Source organism: Novosphingobium sp., from assembly GCF_027489515.1.
Taxonomy (GTDB): domain Bacteria; phylum Pseudomonadota; class Alphaproteobacteria; order Sphingomonadales; family Sphingomonadaceae; genus Novosphingobium.
In genome coordinates this window covers 17,146-34,900 of the sequence record NZ_JAIXZS010000009.1, presented here as the reverse complement: position 1 = coordinate 34,900, position 17,755 = coordinate 17,146, and the positions used below count along the sequence as shown (strand labels likewise).

The window sequence follows — 17,755 nt, the reverse complement described above, 5'->3', positions numbered from 1 at the left end:
GTTGCCGCCCGCCCCGCCCACGCCGATGACGGTGATGCGCGGCCGCAGTTCGTCGATGGCCGGCGGTCCGATGTTGATGCTCATAGCGCTCTCCCGTGCGGGTCTGCGGGGGGCCGGAAACGGTGCCCCGTAAATTCCAACGTTTGCTTTGGCACGGATCGTTTGACCGAATCAAAGCTTCGACAGGTTTTTCCACAAGTAGGAGGGTCTTGAGCCGCTCCTGCCATCAGAAATACTCGCGCATGGCACGCCAGATGCGCTGAATAAGGCCAAGCCCGCTGTAGGACTGCGTAGGCCCCCAGGTCGGACCGATCTTGCGGATGTCGACCGGATCGGCCGCAGCATAGAGCATGAGGCCGACAAGCGTCGAGGAACTGGGGGTCGCGTGGCCCGGCGGCAGACCCAGCATGGTTGGCGGCGAGCCGATGCGTACCGGGCGGCCGAGCGCGGCCTGCGCATAATCGGCAAGGCCGGGCAGCTGCGCACCGCCGCCCGTCAGCACCACCTGCTGGCCGCGCTTGCCATTGAAGCCAAGTGCTTTGAGTGCGCGGCCCACTTCGTCGGTGAACACACCGAGTTGCTGGGTAATCACCGAAACAAGTTCGGCGCGCGGGATGCGGTTCTTGTCGTCGGCATGGCGCGCCATCGGGCCGCTCTGCTCGGGATCGCCGGGTGCGTTGACCGGGATCATCTCGCGGTGATCGGCAGGGCTCGCGAGCGCGGAGCCTGCCATGCATTTGAGCCGCTCGGCCTGATAGCGGCGGATGCCGAAGGCCGAGGCGATGGCGTCAGTGATATCGCCCGAGCCGAAGGCAATCGCCTGCATGCCGAGCAGCATGCCGCCGGCATAGACGGAGACGGTCGTCACTTCCGCGCCGAATTCGATCAGCGCGACGCCCAGTTCGCGCTCTTCGTTGGAAAGGCAGGCATGGCCGGCCGCGATGGGTGAGCCGACGACGGCTTCGACGCGCAGGTGCGCGTTCTCGACCGTTTCCTTGAGATTGCGCACCGGCGCGCCGTCCGCCAGCATGACGTGGATATCGACTGCGAGGCGTTCGGCATGGAGCCCCTTGGGATTGGGCACCCCGTCCGCTCCGTCGAGGGTATAGTGCGCGGGTTGGGCGTGGAGCACGGTGCGGCCGTCGGGCTGGATCACCTCGCGCCCGGCGATCAGCAAGTGCTCGATATCGTCGCTTTCGATGCGCCGCCCGCCGATCTCGACTTCGACCTTGGCGGTGGTGCTGGCGAGCCCCGCGCCCGAGCAGCCGATCCACACGCTCTGTACGCTGGCGTTGGCCATCTTCTCGGCGCGCTCGATGGCATCACGCACCGAATGGGTGGCGGCGACCATGTCGGTTACGTAGCCGCGCTTGATCCCCTGCGACTGGCGATGGCCCGAACCCATGACAACCATCTCCCCGCCCTCGGTCAGCCCGGCGATGATCGCCGAGACGCGGAACGAGCCGAGATTGACGGCCGCGAAGACCTTGGTGATGCGGGGGGCAGCCATGGCCGGGCAATCAATCCTGTGCGGTCTTGCTGCCGGGAGCCTTCGTGGGCGCAGCCGAAGCAACAGCGGCGCGCGCGGCCTCAGTCTTCGCGGCGGCAGCCTCGGCCTTGGCGGTCGCCGCAGCACGCGCGGTAGCGGCCATTTCATCGGCGCGGCCCGGCACGCGCATGTAGATGCGATCGGCGTTGCGCATGTCGAAGCTCGCGACCTTCCCGCCGAGCAGGCGGTCCACGCCATCCATGCGCGCAAAGGTGAGGAGCGCGCTCGCCGCCTCGGTCTCACCCTCGGGCAGCGCGACGACCTGGCGGGTCTTGAACGTGAGGTTCCAGCGGCGGTTGCCGATCCATTCAGCCTCCGCCACTTGCGGGCGCAGCGCAGGCGCGGCGTCGAGCAGCTTGACGAGATCGGGCACGCGCGCCTCCGCGCCGTTGCCGGACAGGACCAGCAGGCCCTTGGCCTTCGCGGGATTCACGGCTTCTAGCGGGTGACCGGTCTCATCGATCAGGGTGAGCTTGCCGTCGCGGCGGAGCACCGCATGGGGGCTGCGCTCGATCACGTCGACCACCAGCGTGTCGGGCAGCTGGCGCGAGACGCGGGCATCCTTGACCCACGAAAGCTGGAGCAGTTCGTCACGCAGGGAGGCGATATCGAGCCGGGGCATCGCTTGATCGCGCTGGCCCAGCACTTTCTCGTAGATCTTGAGTTCGTTCATGCGGTTGACGCCGCGCACTTCGACGCGCTTGACCTCGAACCCGGACTTTGACGCGACGAGCGCCATCTCGGCCTCGGCAAGCTGGGGCACCCCCGCCATGCTGGCGACAACCCACATGAGCACGGCCGCGCCACCGAGGATCACCGCCATCAGGATGCGGTGCAGCGTTTCTTCGCTGAAGGGCATCCACTGCATGATCTGATCGATCACCGAGCCGGTCTGGCGGCGCGCGGCGGTGACCTTGCGCTTGGTCCCGCTGGCGGCTGCAACCTTGCGCACCGCTTTCCCGCCCCGGCGAATGGTCTGCGCCATGGCTCAGGCCTCCTTCTTCGAGTGGGCGAGCGCGTCGGCGACAATCGCTTCCACCAGATCGCCATAGTTCATGCCCAGCGCGCGCGCCTGTTCGGGCACGAGGCTCAAGGGCGTCATTCCCGGCTGGGTGTTCACTTCAAGGAGGAACAGCCCTTCGACGCCCTGCTCGTCATCCCAGCGGAAATCGCTGCGGCTGGTGCCCTTGCAGCCCAGGAGCTGGTGCGCACGCAGCGCGATATCCTTGCACGCCTCGGCGATCTCCTCGGGGATTTCGGCCGGGCAGATGTGGTCGGTCATGCCGTCGGTGTACTTGGCGTCGAAATCGTAGAAACCGGACTTGGGGCGCAGTTCGGTGACGAGGAGGGCCTTGTCCACCAGCACGGCGGTGGTGAGTTCGCGGCCGCGGATGAAGGGTTCGGCGAGGAGCTCGTCGAACTCGTTCCACGGGCCCACGCTGTCGCGGCTGATCGGATCGCCGTAGTTGCCATCCTTGGTGACGATGGCGACGCCGACCGAGGAACCTTCGTTGACCGGCTTCACGACATAGGGGCGCGGCAGCGGATCGCGCTCGAACAGCTCCGCGCTCTGCACGATGCGCCCACCCGGCATGGGGATACCGTGGGGCACCAGCGCCTGTTTGGTGAGCTGCTTGTCGATGGCGATGACCGAGGTGGCGAGCCCGGAGTGTGTATAGGTGAAGCCCATGAGGTCCATCAGGCCCTGCACCGTGCCGTCTTCGCCGGGCGTGCCGTGGAGCGCATTGAACACGACATCGGGCGCGGCTTCGGCAAGCTTCTGCGCAACATCACGGCCCATGTCGATGCGGGTGACGCGGTGGCCCTTGGCCTCCAGCGCATCGGCCACGCCATTGCCGGACATGAGCGAAACGGGCCGCTCGCTCGACCATCCGCCCATCAGGACCGCGATATGGAGTTTGGGGAGCGTCACGGTCTTCCTACTCGCTGTATTTCCCAATGGAGCTCGACGCCCGACTGCTCCTTCACCCGCCGCCGCACTTCCTCGCCCAGCGCTTCGATATCCGCGCTGGTGGCCTCGCCGGTGTTGATGAGGAAATTGGTGTGCTTTTCGGAGACTTGCGCGCCGCCGAGCGTCAGCCCCCGGCAGCCGGCCTTGTCGACCAGTTCCCACGCCTTCGCGCCATCAGGGTTCTTGAACGTGCTGCCGCCAGTCTTGCTGCGCAGCGGCTGGCTCGCCTCGCGCGCGGCGGAAATGCGGTCCATTTCGGCCTGGATCGCGGCGGGCTCGCCCGGGCACCCCCGGAAGCGCGCGGCGACGACCACACAGCCATCGACAAGATCGGAGTGACGGTAGGTGTAGCCGAGTTCGCCGAGCGGCAGCGTCACCATCTCGCCGGTGTGGAGCACCACGTCGCAGTCGATCAGGATATCCTTGACCTCACGCCCATAGGCCCCGCCGTTCATGCGCACGAACCCGCCAACAGTGCCGGGGATCGAGCGGAGGAATTCGAGACCTGCGATGCCGTTATCCCGCGCGGTGCTGGAGACGAGGATGCCGCTGGCACCGCCGCCGCAATTGAGCGTGACTTCGTCCACGCGCTCGACCTTGGCGAAGGCCTTGCCGAGGCGGACGACGACACCCGGAACGCCGCCATCGCGCACGATCAGGTTCGAGCCAAGTCCGAGCGCCATGACGGGGATCTCGGGTGCAAGACCGGCAAGGAATGCCTGCAGATCAGCGACGTCCTTGGGCTCGAACAGCCACTGCGCCGTGCCTCCGGACTTGAACCAGACCAGCGGGGCGAGCGGGGCGTTGGGGGTGAGCTTGCCGCGAACCGGGGGCAAGGCAGTGAGCGTAGTCACGCCGCCCCCCGCTGCTTGGCAATCGCGCCGGCGAGGCCTGCAGCCCACTTGGTGATATCGCCCGCGCCGAGACAGACGACCATGTCGCCGGGCTGGACCACACCTGCCAGTTCCACAGCCAGCGCATCCGCGCCGGCAATCAGGTGGGCCGAACGGTGGCCGCGCGCCTTGATGCCTTCAACCATCGCGGCGCTGTCCACGCCTTCGATCGGCTGTTCACCCGCCGGGTAGACGGGCGCGGCGTAGACCACATCGGCATCGTTGAAGGCGCCCTGGAAGTCTTCCATGTGGTCACGCAGGCGGGTGAAGCGGTGCGGCTGGACAACAGCAATCACGCGGCCCTGCACGCCTTCACGCGCGGCGGCGAGCACGGCGCGGATCTCGACCGGGTGGTGGCCGTAGTCGTCGATCACCGTTACGCCGTCGACCTCACCCACCTTGGTGAAGCGGCGCTTGACCCCGCCGAACTTGCCGAAGCCGGTGCGGATAAGCTCTTCCGAAACCCCCATCTCGACCGCGACGGCGACGGCGGCGAGCGCGTTTTGCACGTTGTGGCGGCCGGGCATGGGGAGCTCGATGCCCTCGATGCGGCGGAAGCTTCCATCGCGCTGGCGCAGCACGGCAGTGAAGCGGTTGCCGCCGGGGATCGGGGTGACAGCCTCGCCGCGCACGTCGGCCTGCGCGGAAAAGCCATAGGTCACCACGCGGCGATCGCGCACCTTGGGGATGATCGCCTGCACTTCGGGATGATCGATGCACAGGATCGCCGCGCCGTAGAATGGCACGTTCTCGATGAACTCAACGAAGCTGTCCTTCACCCGCTCGAACGAGCCGTAGTGATCGAGGTGCTCGGGATCGATGTTGGTGACGACCGCCAAGGTGCCATCGAGCCGCAGGAACGAGCCGTCGCTCTCGTCGGCCTCGACCACCATCCACTCGCTATCGCCGAGGCGGGCGTTGGAACCGTAGGAATTGATGATGCCGCCATTGATCACGGTGGGATCAATCCCGCCCGCATCGAGCAGGCAGGCGACCATCGAAGTGGTGGTCGTCTTGCCATGTGTGCCCGCCACCGCAACGGTGTTCTTGAGGCGCATCAGTTCGGCGAGCATCTCGGCGCGGCGAACGACCGGGACGCGGGCTTCCAATGCGGCGACGACTTCGGGGTTATCGCGCTTTACCGCGGTGGAAGTGACGACCACCGCCGCGCCCGCGACGTTTTCCGCGCGCTGGCCGATCATCACCGGAATGCCGCGCGTGCGCAGGCCATCGACGACATAGCTTTCGGCCATGTCGGAGCCCTGCACGCTGTAGCCCATGTTGTGCATGACTTCGGCAATGCCGGACATGCCGATGCCGCCGATGCCGACGAAGTGGATCGTGCCGATCTCGGTGCCGACGCCCTTCATTCGGCGCTCTCCTTGGCGAGCGCCTGCTGGGTGCTGGCGGACTGCGTAGCGCTTTCCATGCGAATCACATCCATCAGCGGCACCCCGCCAAAGCCTTCGACGAGATCGGCGAGGTCCTTGACCGCATTGGGGAGGCCGCAGTTCCACGCGGCATGCGCCGCATTGGCAAGCGCGGCAGGGCCGAGCGCCATGGTCTGAATCTGCTTGGCGAGCTCCTTGGGGGTAAAGCCCGACTGGCGGATTGCGCGCGCGCCGCCCGCCTTGACCATTTCGCGCGCGTTGACAGCCTGGTGGTCGTCGGTCGCGATGGGCAGCGGGATCAGGATCGCGGGGCGGCCGACGGCAGTCAGCTCGGCAATTGTGGAGGCGCCGGAGCGACCGATGAAGAGGTGGGTCTCGGCAAGGCGGCTCGCCATGTCTTCAAAATAGGTGCCCAGTTCAGCGGGAATCTGATGGCCGGCATAGCGGGCGCGCACGGCCTCGAGATCCTCGGGCCGGCACTGCTGCGTCACCTGCAAGCGGTGGCGCAGCGCGGGCGGGAGCATGGCGAGCCCATCAGGCACGACCTCGGAGAGGATCGAGGCGCCCTGGCTGCCGCCCGTTACCAGCACGCGGAACAAGCTGTCCTCGGTGAATTCGGGAAAGGCCTCACCGCGCAGCGCCAGCACTTCCGCGCGCACCGGATTGCCGACGCGGTGGACCTTGCCCCAGAGCTTGGGGTCGAGCCGCTCGACTTCCATGTAGGCGGTGGCGATGGCGTCGACGCGCTTGGCCAACAGGCGATTGACGCGGCCAAGCACCGCATTCTGCTCGTGGATCACCGTGGGAATCCTGGCCGAGCGCGCGGCGAGCAGCGCGGGCAGCGCCGGATAACCGCCGAAACCGACGACGCAGGACGGCTGGAAGCTTTCGAACAGGCGCAGCGCCATTGCCCGCCCGCGCCAGATCGCGGCAAGGCCCTTGGCGAGCGCAACGGGGTTCTTGCCGAGCCGGCCTGCCGGGAGGACATGCGCAGGCAGGAACGAGGGCTTACCGGGGATTTTCGCCCCACGCTCATCCGTCACCAGCGCGACGTGGTGGCCGCGCCGGTCGAGCTCGGTCGCCAGCGCGAAGGCGGGCAGCAAATGCCCGCCGGTGCCGCCCGCCGCGAGGACGAAATGGCGCGATACGCCAGGCACGCGATTAGTCATGTGCGCACGAGCTCCCTGATGTCCGTCGTCTCGCGCGAGAGATAGGGATTGCGCCGCGTGATGGCGAGAAGGAACCCCACGCCGAGCAGCAGCGCGATGGTCGAGGAGCCGCCGTAGCTGATCAGTGGGAGCGTCATGCCTTTGGAGGGGAACAGCTGGAGATTGACGAGAATGTTGATGAAGGCCTGCCCCGCCAGCTGCGCGGTGAGTCCGGCGGCTGCGAGCACCGTGAAGAGATCCTCCTCGTCCGCAAGGCGCATCATCACGCGGATCACGATGGCACAGTAGAGCACCACGATCAGCGCGCAGGCGATGAGGCCGAATTCCTCGCCGATCACCGAGAAGATATAGTCGGTATGCGCCTCGGGCAGCGCCATCTTGCGGCTGCCGAGCCAGAGGCCTGCCCCGCTCCACCCCCCGCTGACGAGGGTGCGCATGGCAAGATCGACCTGATCGAACTCGCTGCCGCCCGAAAGGAAGGCATCGATGCGGTGCGTGGCGTTGGGGTAGAAGAAATAGGCGAGGACGACCGCGGCAATACCGCCGCCCACGCTCCAGCCGATCTTGGCAATATCGAGGCCGGAGAGCAGCACGAGGACGAACCACACGCCGCCGAACAGCACGGTGGAGCCGAAGTCAGGCTGCGCCATCAGCAGTGCGGCGATCAGGCCCATCAGGCCGATGGTGATCGGGATGACCGGAATATTGGGATCGCGCACACGCCACGAAAGGATCCACGCCACCGCAACGGCAAAGCCGGGCTTGAGGAATTCGGACGGCTGCAAGCTGAAGCCGATCCACAGCCAGCGCTTGGCGCCCTTCACCTCGTTGCCGAGGAACGGCACCAGCACGAGAGCGACGAGCATCGCCGCCGCGAGCAGGATCGCCAGCCGCCGCGTGGTTTCCTTGGGCAGGAGCGAGGCGACGAACATCGCGAAAAGCCCGACGCTGAGGAACCGCAAGTGCAGCCAGAAGAAATAGAGATCGCCCAAGGACTTGGTCTGGGTCGAGAGCCGGTGCGCACTCGCCGGGGACGAGGCTGCGACCGCAACCGTGCCGACGGTGACGAGCATGAGCACGAGCGCGAGCAGCACACGGTCGATCTCGCGCCACCAGATCACCAGTTCGCTGCGGCGGGTGCGGCGATAGCGATTGGTGCGCGGCGCGATCCGCACGCCGCCACCGGGCAGCGGGGTGGCGACCTGCCGGGTGGGCTGGTGCGCGTTCATGCGGCCCCTTTCTCGGCGATCAGCGCGGTGACGATCTGGCGGAAGCTGTCGCCCCGCGCCTCGAAATCGCGGAACTGGTCGAAGCTGGCGCAAGCGGGCGAAAGCATGACGACATCGCCGGGCTGCGCGGCATCCATCGCCTGCCGGACCGCATCGCAGAGCATCTCGCTCCGCTGGACGGGCATAACGGGCTCAAGGAGCTCGGCAAAGCGCGGCCCCGCCTCGCCAATCGTGTAGGCCTGCACGACGTGGCTGAAATAGGGCGCGCAGGCATCGAGGTCGTCGCCCTTGGGCAGGCCGCCGAGGATCCAGTGGACGCGCGGCCAGGCGCCGAGGGCAGGCGCGGTAGAGGCGGGGTTGGTCGCCTTGCTGTCATTGATGAAAAGGACGCCGTTCGCTTCGGCCACGCGCTCCATGCGGTGCGGCAGACCGACGAAGCTGGCGAGAGCGGCCCGCCACACCGGTTCGGCAATACCGAGGCGCTTTGCCATCGCGACCGCGATGGCGGCATTCTGGAGGTTGTGCGGCCCCTGCAGCGAAGGCCATTCGGCCTGCCCGGTCAGCGCCGCGGGATCGACCACTTCGATATCGCCTGCGGGGCGATGCGACGCAATCTCGGCGGCGATACGGCGGGTATCGTCATCGCCGCAGCCGAACACGGCAAACTGGCCCGCCTGCTGCATCTGGAACAGCCGCGCCTTGGATGCGCCGTAGCCTTCATAGCCATCATACCGATCAAGGTGATCGGGGCTGAGGTTGATGAACGCGGCGAGATCGGCATGGAGGCTGTAGGTCAGGTCGATCTGGTAACTCGACAACTCGAGCACATAGACCCCGCCTTCGGGCAGCGGCGGCTGACCGAGAATGGGCAGGCCGATATTGCCGCCCATTTCCGTCGGCATCCCCGCCGCCTTGACGATGTGGTGCATCAGCGAGGTGGTGGTCGATTTGCCGTTGGTGCCGGTGATCGCGACGACCTTGTGCGGCGGCAGGCTGGCGCGCGCCTGGGCGAAAAGCTCGATATCGCCGATGATCGGCACATCGAAGCTGCGGGCGTGGGCGGCGATGGGGTGGCGGTTCAAAGGAACGCCGGGGGAGACAACCATGCCGTCGAACCCGGTGAGGTCGATGGTCAGCGGATCGGCAATCGTCGCCCGGCCTTCGACCGCCGCGCGGGCGTCCTCGCGCCCGTCCCATGCCGTCACATCCGCACCGCTTGCAAGCAGCGTATCGACGCTGGCGAGACCCGAGCGCGCGAGGCCGAGGACCGCGTAGCGTTTGCCGGCAAAGACGGGCGAGGTGATCATCCGCCGCTTATCGCACCTTGAGCGTGGCGAGGCCGATCAGCGCGAGCACGATCGAGACGATCCAGAAGCGGATGACGACCGTCGATTCCTTCCAGCCCAACTGCTCGAAATGGTGGTGGATCGGCGCCATGCGAAACACGCGCTTGCCGGTGCGCTTGTAGACGAAGACCTGCACGATGACCGAGACCGCCTCCATCACAAACAAGCCGCCAACGATACCGAGCACGATCTCATGGTGGATCGAAACCGCGATCACGCCGAGCGTTCCGCCCAGCGCGAGGCTGCCGGTATCGCCCATGAACACGGCCGCAGGCGGCGCGTTGAACCACAGGAACGCGAGGCCTGCGCCCATCACTGCGCCGCAAAAGATCGCCAGCTCGCCCGCGCGCGGCACATGCTGAATGCCGAGGTAGTGCGCATAATCGACGCGGCCGGCGAGGTAGGCGATGATGGCGAAGGTGCCCGCGGCGATGATCACCGGCATGGTCGCCAGCCCATCAAGCCCGTCCGTCAGGTTCACCGCATTGCCTGCGCCGACAATGACGAAGGCGGCAAACAGGTAGTAGGCGGGACCCATCGGCACATAGAGATTGCTGAAGACGGGCAGATAGAGGTTGGTGTCTGTCACCACCAGCGCGAGCGCGGTGCCCGCGACGGCGAATTCGGCGAGGAGCCGAATGCGCGCGGAAAGCCCGGCGTGGGCATACTTGGTGACCTTCGCGTAATCATCGAGGAAGCCGATCAAGCCGAAGCCCAGCGTCACGATCAGGCAGGCCCAGACGAACTTGCTGGTGAGGTCCATCCACAGCAGCAGCGAGATCGCGAGGCTGATCACGATCATCAGCCCGCCCATCGTGGGTGTGCCGCGCTTGGCAAGGTGCGATTGCGGCCCGTCGGCGCGGATCGGCTGCCCCTTGCCTTGGCGCAGGCGCAGCATGTTGATGAAGCGCGGACCGATGATCAGGCCGATGATCAGCGCCGTCATCAGCGCGGCGCCAGAACGGAACGACTGGTAGCGGATCAGGTTGGCGATGCCCTCGAAATGCAGCCATTGCGCCAGAACGTAGAGCATTCAGTTTTCCCCGGCCGTCTTGGCCCCGCCCGTTTTGGTCCCTGCAGTCAGGGCGCGCACCAGGGTGCCCAGCCCGACCGAATTCGACCCTTTCACCAGAATGGCGTCGCCACCTTGCGGTGCATCGGCCGCGAGGCATTCCGCGGCTTCTGCAGCGTTTCCGGCATGGTCGAGTTCGATTCGTGCGGCAAGCGCGGGGCCTGCGCTTTTCCCCAGCGCCTTGGCCAGCACGGCCATTTCGGGGCCGACCAGAATGATCCGCTCGACACCCGCTGCGATCAGCTGTTCGGCGAGTTCGGCGTGGTAGCGATCCGAAGTCTCGCCCAGTTCCTTCATTGCGCCGAGCACCGCGATCCGCCGCCGCGCTGGCACCTGGCCGAGCGAGGCAATCGTCGCGCGCATCGAGGCGGGGTTGGCGTTATAGCTTTCGTCGATCAGCAGCGCCTTGCCTGAACCATCACCGCCCGGCGCTGGGATGACATGGCGCGCGCCGCGACCGGCTAACCCTTCCATTTCGGACAGCGCAAGACCCGCCGCGCCGAGATCGCCGCCGGCAGCCGCCACGGCAGCCATGACGGCCAGCGAATTGTCGACCCAGTGCGCGCCCGGCTGGGCAATCGTGTAGCACAGCTTGCGCGGACCAAGCGGGCCGGAGAACGCCGCGGTGACAAGCGTGCCGCCACCCGGCGCGGTCACGGCATCCAGCAGCCGCGCATCGGCATGAGCGCTGCGGCCGAAGCTGACGACATCACCCGCGTGGCGCGCGGCGGCTTCGCGCAGCAGCGCAAAGTGCGGGTTGTCCGCCGGGATGATCGCGGTGCCGCCTGCTTCCAGCCCTTCGAAGATTTCCGCCTTGGCCTCTGCGATCGCTTCCTCGCCCGAGAAATGACCGATGTGCGCGGGCGCGATGGTGGTGACGATGGCGACATGCGGGCGCACCAGCCGGGTCAGCGCGGCAAGCTCGCCCGCATGGTTCATCCCCATCTCGAACACGCCGAAGCGGCTGCGCGCCGGCATGCGCGCGAGGCTGAGCGGCACACCGACATGATTGTTGTAGCTCTTGACCGAGCGGTGTGCGCGGCCCCGGCTGCCGCGGTCGAGCGCGGCGAACAACGCTTCCTTCACGCCCGTCTTGCCGGCCGAGCCCGTCACCCCGATCACCACCGCATCAACCCGTGCGCGGGCGGCATGGCCGAGATCGACGAGCGCCTGCGTGGTGCTTTCGACCAGCACATGCGGGAACGGTACGGGGTGTTCGACCAGTGCCGCCGCGGCCCCGCGCGCAAAAGCGCCTTCAAGGAAGCGGTGGCCGTCGCTTTCCGCGCCCTTGAGCGCGATGAACAGGTCGCCGGGCTGAACCTCGCGGCTGTCGGTCGCGCAGCCTGAGACCTCGAAGGTGCCCGAGGCGGTGCCCCCGGTTGCCGCCGCGATTTCTTCCGCGGTCCACAGCGCGAGGCGGATGCCATCGCTCGCCTCGGCCGGCCATTCAAGGAGGGCACTCATCGCATTCATTGGCTGCTCTCCCGCGCCACTTGCACGTCATCGAAGGGAAGAACGCGCATGGCCTCGCCGCGTCCCACGATCTGGCCTTGCTCGTGACCCTTGCCCGCCACGAGGACGATATCGCCCGCACCCGCCTCGGCGATGGCGACGGCGATGGCTTCGCGGCGCCCGGGCACTTCGCGCGCACGGTCGTTGCATCCGCCCATCACGGCGGCGCGGATCGATGCGGGATCCTCACCGCGCGGGTTGTCATCGGTGACAATCACCAGTTCGGACTCTGCGCAAGCGGCGCGGCCCATCTCGGGGCGCTTGCCCTCGTCGCGGTCCCCGCCTGCTCCGAACACGGTGATCAGCTTGCCCTGCGGCGCGACATGCGGGCGCAGCGCGGCAATTGCGGCGGTGATCGCGTCGGCGGTATGCGCGTAGTCGACATAGACCGGCGCGCCATGCCGTGTGATCGCTGCGCGCTCGAGCCGCCCGCGTACGGGCTGGATGCGCGAGAGCGCGGTCAGCGTTGCCGCCGGATCGCCACCCGTCGCGATGACGAGACCTGCCGCAACCAGCGCGTTGGCGGCCTGATAGGCGCCGATCAGCGGCAGATCGAGCTTGCGGGTGGTGCCCTCGAAAGCAAGCTCGAGCGTCTGGCCCAGCAGGGTCGGCGTGCGCGAGAGGAGCTTCAGCGTCTCGCCCCCCTCGCCCACGGTGATGAGCCTCAGTCCGCGTGACTTGGCGGCGGCGACGGCCTGAGGGGACCATGTATCGTCCGCCCAGACCACCGCCGCGCCGTCTTCCGCCACGACATCGCCAAACAGCCGCATCTTGGCCTCGAAATAGGCATCCATCGTGCCATGGTAATCGAGGTGATCGCGGCTGAGGTTGGTGAAGGCGCCGGCTGCGACCCGAGGGCCTTCGTTGCGGAACTGGTCGAGGCCGTGGCTCGAAGCCTCGTAGGCGACATGGCTCACCCCTTCGCGAGCAAGGCCGGCAAGGTTGGCGAGGAACGTGACGATGTCGGGTGTGGTAAGCCCGGTGGAGACGCTCTCGTCGGCCGTGGTGACGCCCAGCGTGCCGATCGAGGCGGCGCGGAAGCCCGCCATGCGCCAGAGCTGGCGCGTCATCTCGACCGTCGAAGTCTTGCCGTTGGTGCCCGTCACGGCGACAAGTGTTTCAGGCACCGGCGCGAAGAACGGCGCGGCAAGGCGCGCGAAGGCCCGGCGCGGCGCAGCATCGGCGATATGGACCGCACCTTCGACCCTCGCCTCGGGCCGCGCGACGACGGCGACGGCACCGGCCTTCACCGCGTCGGCAATGAAGTCCTCGCCATTGAAGCGCGCGCCCACGAACGCGCCGAACACGGTGCCGGGAGCGACTTTACGGTGATCGATGGCAAACCCGGTCAAGTTCGCACCGGCAAGCGAAGCGCTGGTTTCAGGCAGCGCGATACCCGCCGCAGCGGCAAGGGCCGCAAGGTTCATTCGCCGTCTCCGGAGCCGACCAGCGGACTGAGGTCGGAAATGTCCACATCATGGTGCGCATCGGGCACCACGCCGAGCATCGGGCCGATGCGCGGCACCAGCCGGCCGACGATCGGCGCGGCATTCCACGCGGCGGTGCGCTGGCCGCTGGTTTGCTGGGTGGCCTGGGGTTCGTCGAGCATCACGATCACCACATAGCGCGGCTTGTCCATGGGGAAAGCCGCCGCGAAGGTCGCAATCAGCGAGGTCTTGCGATATCCCCCGCTACCTGGCTTTTCGGCCGAACCGGTCTTTCCGCCGACGCGGAAGCCCGGCGCATCGGCCTTGCGGCCGGTGCCATCGGCCACGATCATGCGCAAGAGCTGGCGCAGGCGCGCGCTTGTCGAGGCCTGGAACACGCGGCGTCCGGGCGGCAGGTGCGCAGGATCGACCTTGTAGAGCGTTGCCGGGCGCCAGAGCCCACCGTTGACGAGCGCGGCATAGGCCGAGGCGAGGTGCAACGGGGTGACCGCAATGCCGTGACCATAGCTGACCGTCATCGTCGTCAGACGCGCCCAATCGCCCTTGCCGCCTTCGCCGCCGCCATGCGGCCAGAGCGGAAAGCCGCGCGCGGGAAGCTCAATGGTCGGGCGCTCGTTCATGCCGAGCTGCTCCATCGTGCGCTTGAGCGCAACCGGCCCGAGCTTGTCTGCCACTTGCGCGGTAACGACGTTGGAAGAATGGATCAGTGCCTCGGGCACGTTGAGCGAGGCGCCGAAGTTGTGGCTGTCGTGGATCGTGAACTTGCCGACCTGGAGCGGGTGGGCGGGATAGCGCACGGCCAGATCGGTGATCACGCCGGCATCGATCGCCGAGGCAATGGTAATCGGCTTGAATGTTGAGCCGAGTTCGTAGACCTGGTTCGAAACGCGGTTGAACACCAAGTCGTTGTAGGCAAGGTCCGAACGGTTCGGATTGAACGAGGGCAGCGAGGCCAGCGCGATCACTTCGCCGCTATCGGCATCGAGGATCACCCCGGCCGCACCCTTGGCCATCGTCTCCATCATGCCCCGGCCGAGTTCATCCTCGAGCGCACCCTGCGCGCGGGCATCGATCGACAGGGCGGTCGGCGTCCCGCGATATGCGGGATCGAGCAGGCGCGGCTCCAGCACCTGTTCCATGCCGACATGGCCCTTGCCTGCCTCATCAACATAGCCAAGCACATGCGCGGCGAGCGAGCCCTGCGGGTAGAAGCGCTGCTCCTCACGCGGGAATTCGAGCGCGGGCTCGCCCAGCGCGAAGACCTTGTTGGCGTCTTCCGGCAGCACGCGGCGGCGCAGGTAGCAGGGCTTGCCCGCCTTCAGCCGCGTGACGAGATCGGCATAGTCGGCATCGGGGAAGATGCCGACGAGCGCGCGGGCGACTTCCTCGGGCGTCTTGACTAGCGGTGCACCGCCCTCGCCCAGCGCCTTGGGATTGTACCACAGCGAATAGGACGCAAAGGCGCGCGCCAGCGCCACGCCGTTGCGATCGGTGATCTCCCCGCGCGAAGGCAGCAGCGCCTCGGCGAGCGAGGTGCGCTCGGGCGTCTGCTCGAACAGGCCAAGCTGGGCAATGCGCACGCAGGCGGTGAGCGCGAGGAACACGAACAGCAGCATGATCCACAGCGCGCGCAGGCGCGCTGTGACGAGCGCGTTCTGCCGCACGTTGGCAAGCTGGACCCGGCCGGTGGCGATGGCGGCGGAGGCGGTCAGCGAATTCACGGGGCGGTCTTGCTCCCGCCTTTTGCCGCCTTGGGTGCGGGCTTGGTGCTCTTCGCGGACTTGCCAGGCCTGGCTTCGGCCTTGCCTGCAGCCAGCTTCGCGCCCTTGCCGGGACGCGCGGCATCAGCCTTGGCGGATTTGGCGAGCCCGGCCTTGCGGTCGCCGTCCCTGGCCTTGTCGGACTTGCCAGCCTTGTGCTTGCCGGGTTTGTCCTTGCCGTCCTTCTTGAGCGGCGTGACCATCGCGAGGCGCGCGCCGAGATTGGCCGTGGCACTGGCGCGTTCCGCCGCATCGGCAGGCCTTGCCGCAGCCTTCTCGCCCTCGTCCGAAGCCGCCACCGGCGCGGCAATATCGGCTGCTCCGGCAAGGTCCGAAAGCACCGAGGGGAATGCCGCCTCAGCCGCCACCGCATCGTCCGCGCTCGCCACGCGGATCGGCGCGGGGGCATCCGGTCCATCGGGCTTGGCGAAGGCGGCCAGCTGGCGCTCGTTCGCGAGATACTGCCCCGCCGTCGGCGCGACATAGCCGAACTCGACGTCGTTCCACAGCTTGAGCTGCTGCTGGTTGGCGCGGGTCTCGACCTCGGTCTCGAGGTACAGCTTCTCCTTGCGCAGCGCGATGATCTGCTGCTCGGTCCGGTGAACCTGGCTGCGCAGCGCGTTGACGCGAAAGGCGAGCACCATGACCCCCGCCGCGCAGACGAGCAGCAGCGCGATCCAGCCGATCGAGCGGAAGCGGTTGGCGCTCACCATCATGCAGCCAGGGCTCCCCGTGCAGGCGCGGCAGTGCGCACGGCCCAGCGCAAGGTGGCAGAGCGCGCGCGGGGGTTGCGCGCCTGCTCGTCCGCGCTCGGGCGGATTGCGGCCGAGGGCTTCTCGAACACCGGTTGGCCGACCGGGCCGCGCATGGGCAGGTGGCGCGACCCGGCCGGCAGGGCTCCCGCGCCTTCGCGCAGGAACTGTTTGACGATCCGGTCTTCAAGGCTGTGGAAGCTGACGACGGCAAGGCGCCCGCCAGGGGCGAGCACGCGTTCCGCCGCGGCGAGGCCTGCGGTCAGCTCGTCAAGCTCGCCGTTCACGTGAATGCGTACCGCCTGGAAGCTGCGCGTTGCGGGGTCCTTTGGCGCGCCGGGACGGTAGCCCAGCGCCTTGCGCACGACATGAGCGAACTCGCCGGTGGTCGTCAGCGGACGGGCGGCAACCACGGCGCGAGCAATGCGGCGGGACTGGCGCTCCTCGCCGTAGTGATACAGCACATCGGCAATCGCCTCTTCGGAGGCGCCGTTGAGGAAGTCCGCCGCGCTTTCGCCAGCCTGCGACATGCGCATGTCGAGCGGGCCATCGCTCGAGAAGGCGAACCCGCGTGCGGCCTGATCGAGCTGCATCGAGCTGACGCCGATATCGAAGACGACGCCCTGAACCGAGGCCACGCCCGCTTCGGCAAGGCCCTCTGCGAGCTCGGAAAAGCGGCGCGGATGGAGGATGAGGCGGGGCGGGTTCTCCGAAACTTCCCCCCAGGCCCGCCCTGCCAGAATCGCATCGGGGTCGCGATCGAAGGCGTGGACGGTAGCGCCGGCACCGAGCAGGCGGCGGGTGTATCCGCCTGCACCGAAGGTGGCGTCGACGACAAGGGAACCGGGCTCGGGGTGCAGCGCGGCGACAACCTCATCGAGGAGCACGGGGATGTGGGGTTCGCCCGTCATTTGCGGGCTGCCCTGGCCGAAAACTCGGCCATTCTGGCGCGGCATGCCGATTTGACCGAGTCCCACTCGGGACCCATCGCGAACAGCACTTCGGGCGCCCAGATCATGATCTGGTGCATGCCGCCGTGGAAATAGAGCTCGTCGCCGACCCGCGCCTGCTCACCGAGATACTCAGGCAGGACGAAGCGGCCGGAATCATCGAAGCTGATGCGGGCAAAACCGGCGATCTGCGCGGCGCGCAAGTCGATATCGAAAGGTTCGCCCCGCTCGATCGCGACCCGTTCCTCATGCGCAAGCATTTCGGCGAAGCTGTCGGCACGGGATTCGCCAAAGCCGACGAGGCAGGGGTGCTTGGCATGCTTGTCGAGGCAGAGGATGCGGTTGCCTTTCGAGGCGTCCCTGACGGTCTGACGGAAGTCTGCGGGGAGGACAAAGCGGTTCTTCTCGCCGCGCGGCGAAAAGCCCTGCCCCCAATACTGCGACTGCGCCCCAGCCACGTGCCGCTTCCCCGCTTCGGACGAAAGCCTCCCAACCCGGCCACGCACACCCGCATGGCCGACTCATCCCCCGCGGATGCGTCATGGAGTCCGTCCTGATGGGATATTGTCTTAACGCGGGAGGTCCTGGGCGAAAAGGGGAAAATGCGGGAAATTGCGTCCAAACGTTGATTCCAGTGGATGAATCTTTGCTTGGGGCAATCCCAGAGCATTTCGCCTGTTTGCTGGCGCGCACGGCGAAGCCGCGCAATTCC

15 protein-coding genes are annotated in these 17,755 nt (G+C 67.3%); all 15 read right to left on the bottom strand.

Features of this window, described 5'->3' with window-relative positions:
- Positions 1-226: 226 nt before the first annotated feature.
- The 15 genes from ftsA to Q0082_RS00575 are packed head-to-tail and all read right to left on the bottom strand — an operon-like array spanning position 227 to position 17,501.
- Entirely contained in the window at positions 227-1,510 is a 1,284-nt protein-coding gene (gene ftsA, locus Q0082_RS00645) for a cell division protein FtsA (RefSeq protein ID WP_298188733.1), read from the bottom strand.
- A 10-nt stretch (positions 1,511-1,520) separates the two neighbouring features.
- Positions 1,521-2,534, bottom strand: a complete 1,014-nt coding sequence (locus Q0082_RS00640) for a cell division protein FtsQ/DivIB (RefSeq protein WP_298188732.1) — start codon at positions 2,532-2,534, stop codon at positions 1,521-1,523.
- 3 nt (positions 2,535-2,537) lie between these two features.
- On the bottom strand, positions 2,538-3,482 hold the full coding sequence (locus Q0082_RS00635) for a D-alanine--D-alanine ligase (RefSeq protein ID WP_298188731.1): 945 nt from the start codon (positions 3,480-3,482) through the stop codon (positions 2,538-2,540).
- On the bottom strand, positions 3,479-4,375 hold the full coding sequence (murB, locus tag Q0082_RS00630; protein ID WP_298188728.1) for a UDP-N-acetylmuramate dehydrogenase: 897 nt from the start codon (positions 4,373-4,375) through the stop codon (positions 3,479-3,481). The genes Q0082_RS00635 and murB overlap by 4 nt, the downstream gene beginning before the upstream one ends.
- The gene (gene murC, locus Q0082_RS00625) at positions 4,372-5,784 is read right to left on the bottom strand and encodes a UDP-N-acetylmuramate--L-alanine ligase (protein ID WP_298188726.1); all 1,413 of its coding nucleotides are present in this window, start codon (positions 5,782-5,784) and stop codon (positions 4,372-4,374) included. Before murC ends, murB begins: the two co-directional genes overlap by 4 nt.
- Entirely contained in the window at positions 5,781-6,962 is a 1,182-nt protein-coding gene (gene murG / locus Q0082_RS00620; protein WP_298188736.1) for an undecaprenyldiphospho-muramoylpentapeptide beta-N-acetylglucosaminyltransferase, read from the bottom strand. Before murG ends, murC begins: the two co-directional genes overlap by 4 nt.
- A gap of 8 nt (positions 6,963-6,970) precedes the next feature.
- Entirely contained in the window at positions 6,971-8,203 is a 1,233-nt protein-coding gene (locus Q0082_RS00615) for an FtsW/RodA/SpoVE family cell cycle protein (RefSeq protein ID WP_298188723.1), read from the bottom strand.
- The gene (murD, locus tag Q0082_RS00610) at positions 8,200-9,510 is read right to left on the bottom strand and encodes a UDP-N-acetylmuramoyl-L-alanine--D-glutamate ligase (RefSeq protein WP_298188721.1); all 1,311 of its coding nucleotides are present in this window, start codon (positions 9,508-9,510) and stop codon (positions 8,200-8,202) included. Before murD ends, Q0082_RS00615 begins: the two co-directional genes overlap by 4 nt.
- 7 nt (positions 9,511-9,517) lie before the next feature.
- Positions 9,518-10,582: a phospho-N-acetylmuramoyl-pentapeptide-transferase gene (gene mraY, locus Q0082_RS00605; protein ID WP_298188718.1), complete on the bottom strand. Its 1,065-nt coding sequence runs from the start codon at positions 10,580-10,582 to the stop codon at positions 9,518-9,520.
- The gene (gene murF, locus Q0082_RS00600) at positions 10,583-12,094 is read right to left on the bottom strand and encodes a UDP-N-acetylmuramoyl-tripeptide--D-alanyl-D-alanine ligase (RefSeq protein WP_298188716.1); all 1,512 of its coding nucleotides are present in this window, start codon (positions 12,092-12,094) and stop codon (positions 10,583-10,585) included.
- Positions 12,091-13,560: a UDP-N-acetylmuramoyl-L-alanyl-D-glutamate--2,6-diaminopimelate ligase gene (locus tag Q0082_RS00595; protein WP_298188714.1), complete on the bottom strand. Its 1,470-nt coding sequence runs from the start codon at positions 13,558-13,560 to the stop codon at positions 12,091-12,093. The genes murF and Q0082_RS00595 overlap by 4 nt, the downstream gene beginning before the upstream one ends.
- Complete coding sequence (locus Q0082_RS00590) at positions 13,557-15,302, bottom strand: penicillin-binding protein 2 (RefSeq protein ID WP_298188711.1); 1,746 nt, start codon at positions 15,300-15,302, stop codon at positions 13,557-13,559. Before Q0082_RS00590 ends, Q0082_RS00595 begins: the two co-directional genes overlap by 4 nt.
- Positions 15,299-16,057: a hypothetical protein gene (locus Q0082_RS00585; protein WP_298188709.1), complete on the bottom strand. Its 759-nt coding sequence runs from the start codon at positions 16,055-16,057 to the stop codon at positions 15,299-15,301. The genes Q0082_RS00590 and Q0082_RS00585 overlap by 4 nt, the downstream gene beginning before the upstream one ends.
- Positions 16,054-17,004: a 16S rRNA (cytosine(1402)-N(4))-methyltransferase RsmH gene (rsmH, locus tag Q0082_RS00580; RefSeq protein WP_298188707.1), complete on the bottom strand. Its 951-nt coding sequence runs from the start codon at positions 17,002-17,004 to the stop codon at positions 16,054-16,056. Before rsmH ends, Q0082_RS00585 begins: the two co-directional genes overlap by 4 nt.
- Positions 17,001-17,501 carry a division/cell wall cluster transcriptional repressor MraZ gene (locus tag Q0082_RS00575; protein ID WP_298188705.1) on the bottom strand — a complete coding sequence of 167 codons (501 nt, stop codon included), beginning with the start codon at positions 17,499-17,501 and terminating at the stop codon, positions 17,001-17,003. Before Q0082_RS00575 ends, rsmH begins: the two co-directional genes overlap by 4 nt.
- Between the last annotated feature and the right edge of the window lie 254 nt (positions 17,502-17,755).

Coding starts and splice junctions, on each gene's coding strand:
- ftsA (WP_298188733.1), bottom strand. CDS start 1,510: ATGGCTGCCCCCCGCATCACCAAGGTCTTCGCGGCCGTCAATCTCGGC.
- Q0082_RS00640 (WP_298188732.1), bottom strand. CDS start 2,534: ATGGCGCAGACCATTCGCCGGGGCGGGAAAGCGGTGCGCAAGGTTGCA.
- murC (WP_298188726.1), bottom strand. CDS start 5,784: ATGAAGGGCGTCGGCACCGAGATCGGCACGATCCACTTCGTCGGCATC.
- Q0082_RS00615 (WP_298188723.1), bottom strand. CDS start 8,203: ATGAACGCGCACCAGCCCACCCGGCAGGTCGCCACCCCGCTGCCCGGT.
- murD (WP_298188721.1), bottom strand. CDS start 9,510: ATGATCACCTCGCCCGTCTTTGCCGGCAAACGCTACGCGGTCCTCGGC.
- mraY (WP_298188718.1), bottom strand. CDS start 10,582: ATGCTCTACGTTCTGGCGCAATGGCTGCATTTCGAGGGCATCGCCAAC.
- murF (WP_298188716.1), bottom strand. CDS start 12,094: ATGAATGCGATGAGTGCCCTCCTTGAATGGCCGGCCGAGGCGAGCGAT.
- Q0082_RS00595 (WP_298188714.1), bottom strand. CDS start 13,560: ATGAACCTTGCGGCCCTTGCCGCTGCGGCGGGTATCGCGCTGCCTGAA.
- Q0082_RS00585 (WP_298188709.1), bottom strand. CDS start 16,057: ATGATGGTGAGCGCCAACCGCTTCCGCTCGATCGGCTGGATCGCGCTG.
- rsmH (WP_298188707.1), bottom strand. CDS start 17,004: ATGACGGGCGAACCCCACATCCCCGTGCTCCTCGATGAGGTTGTCGCC.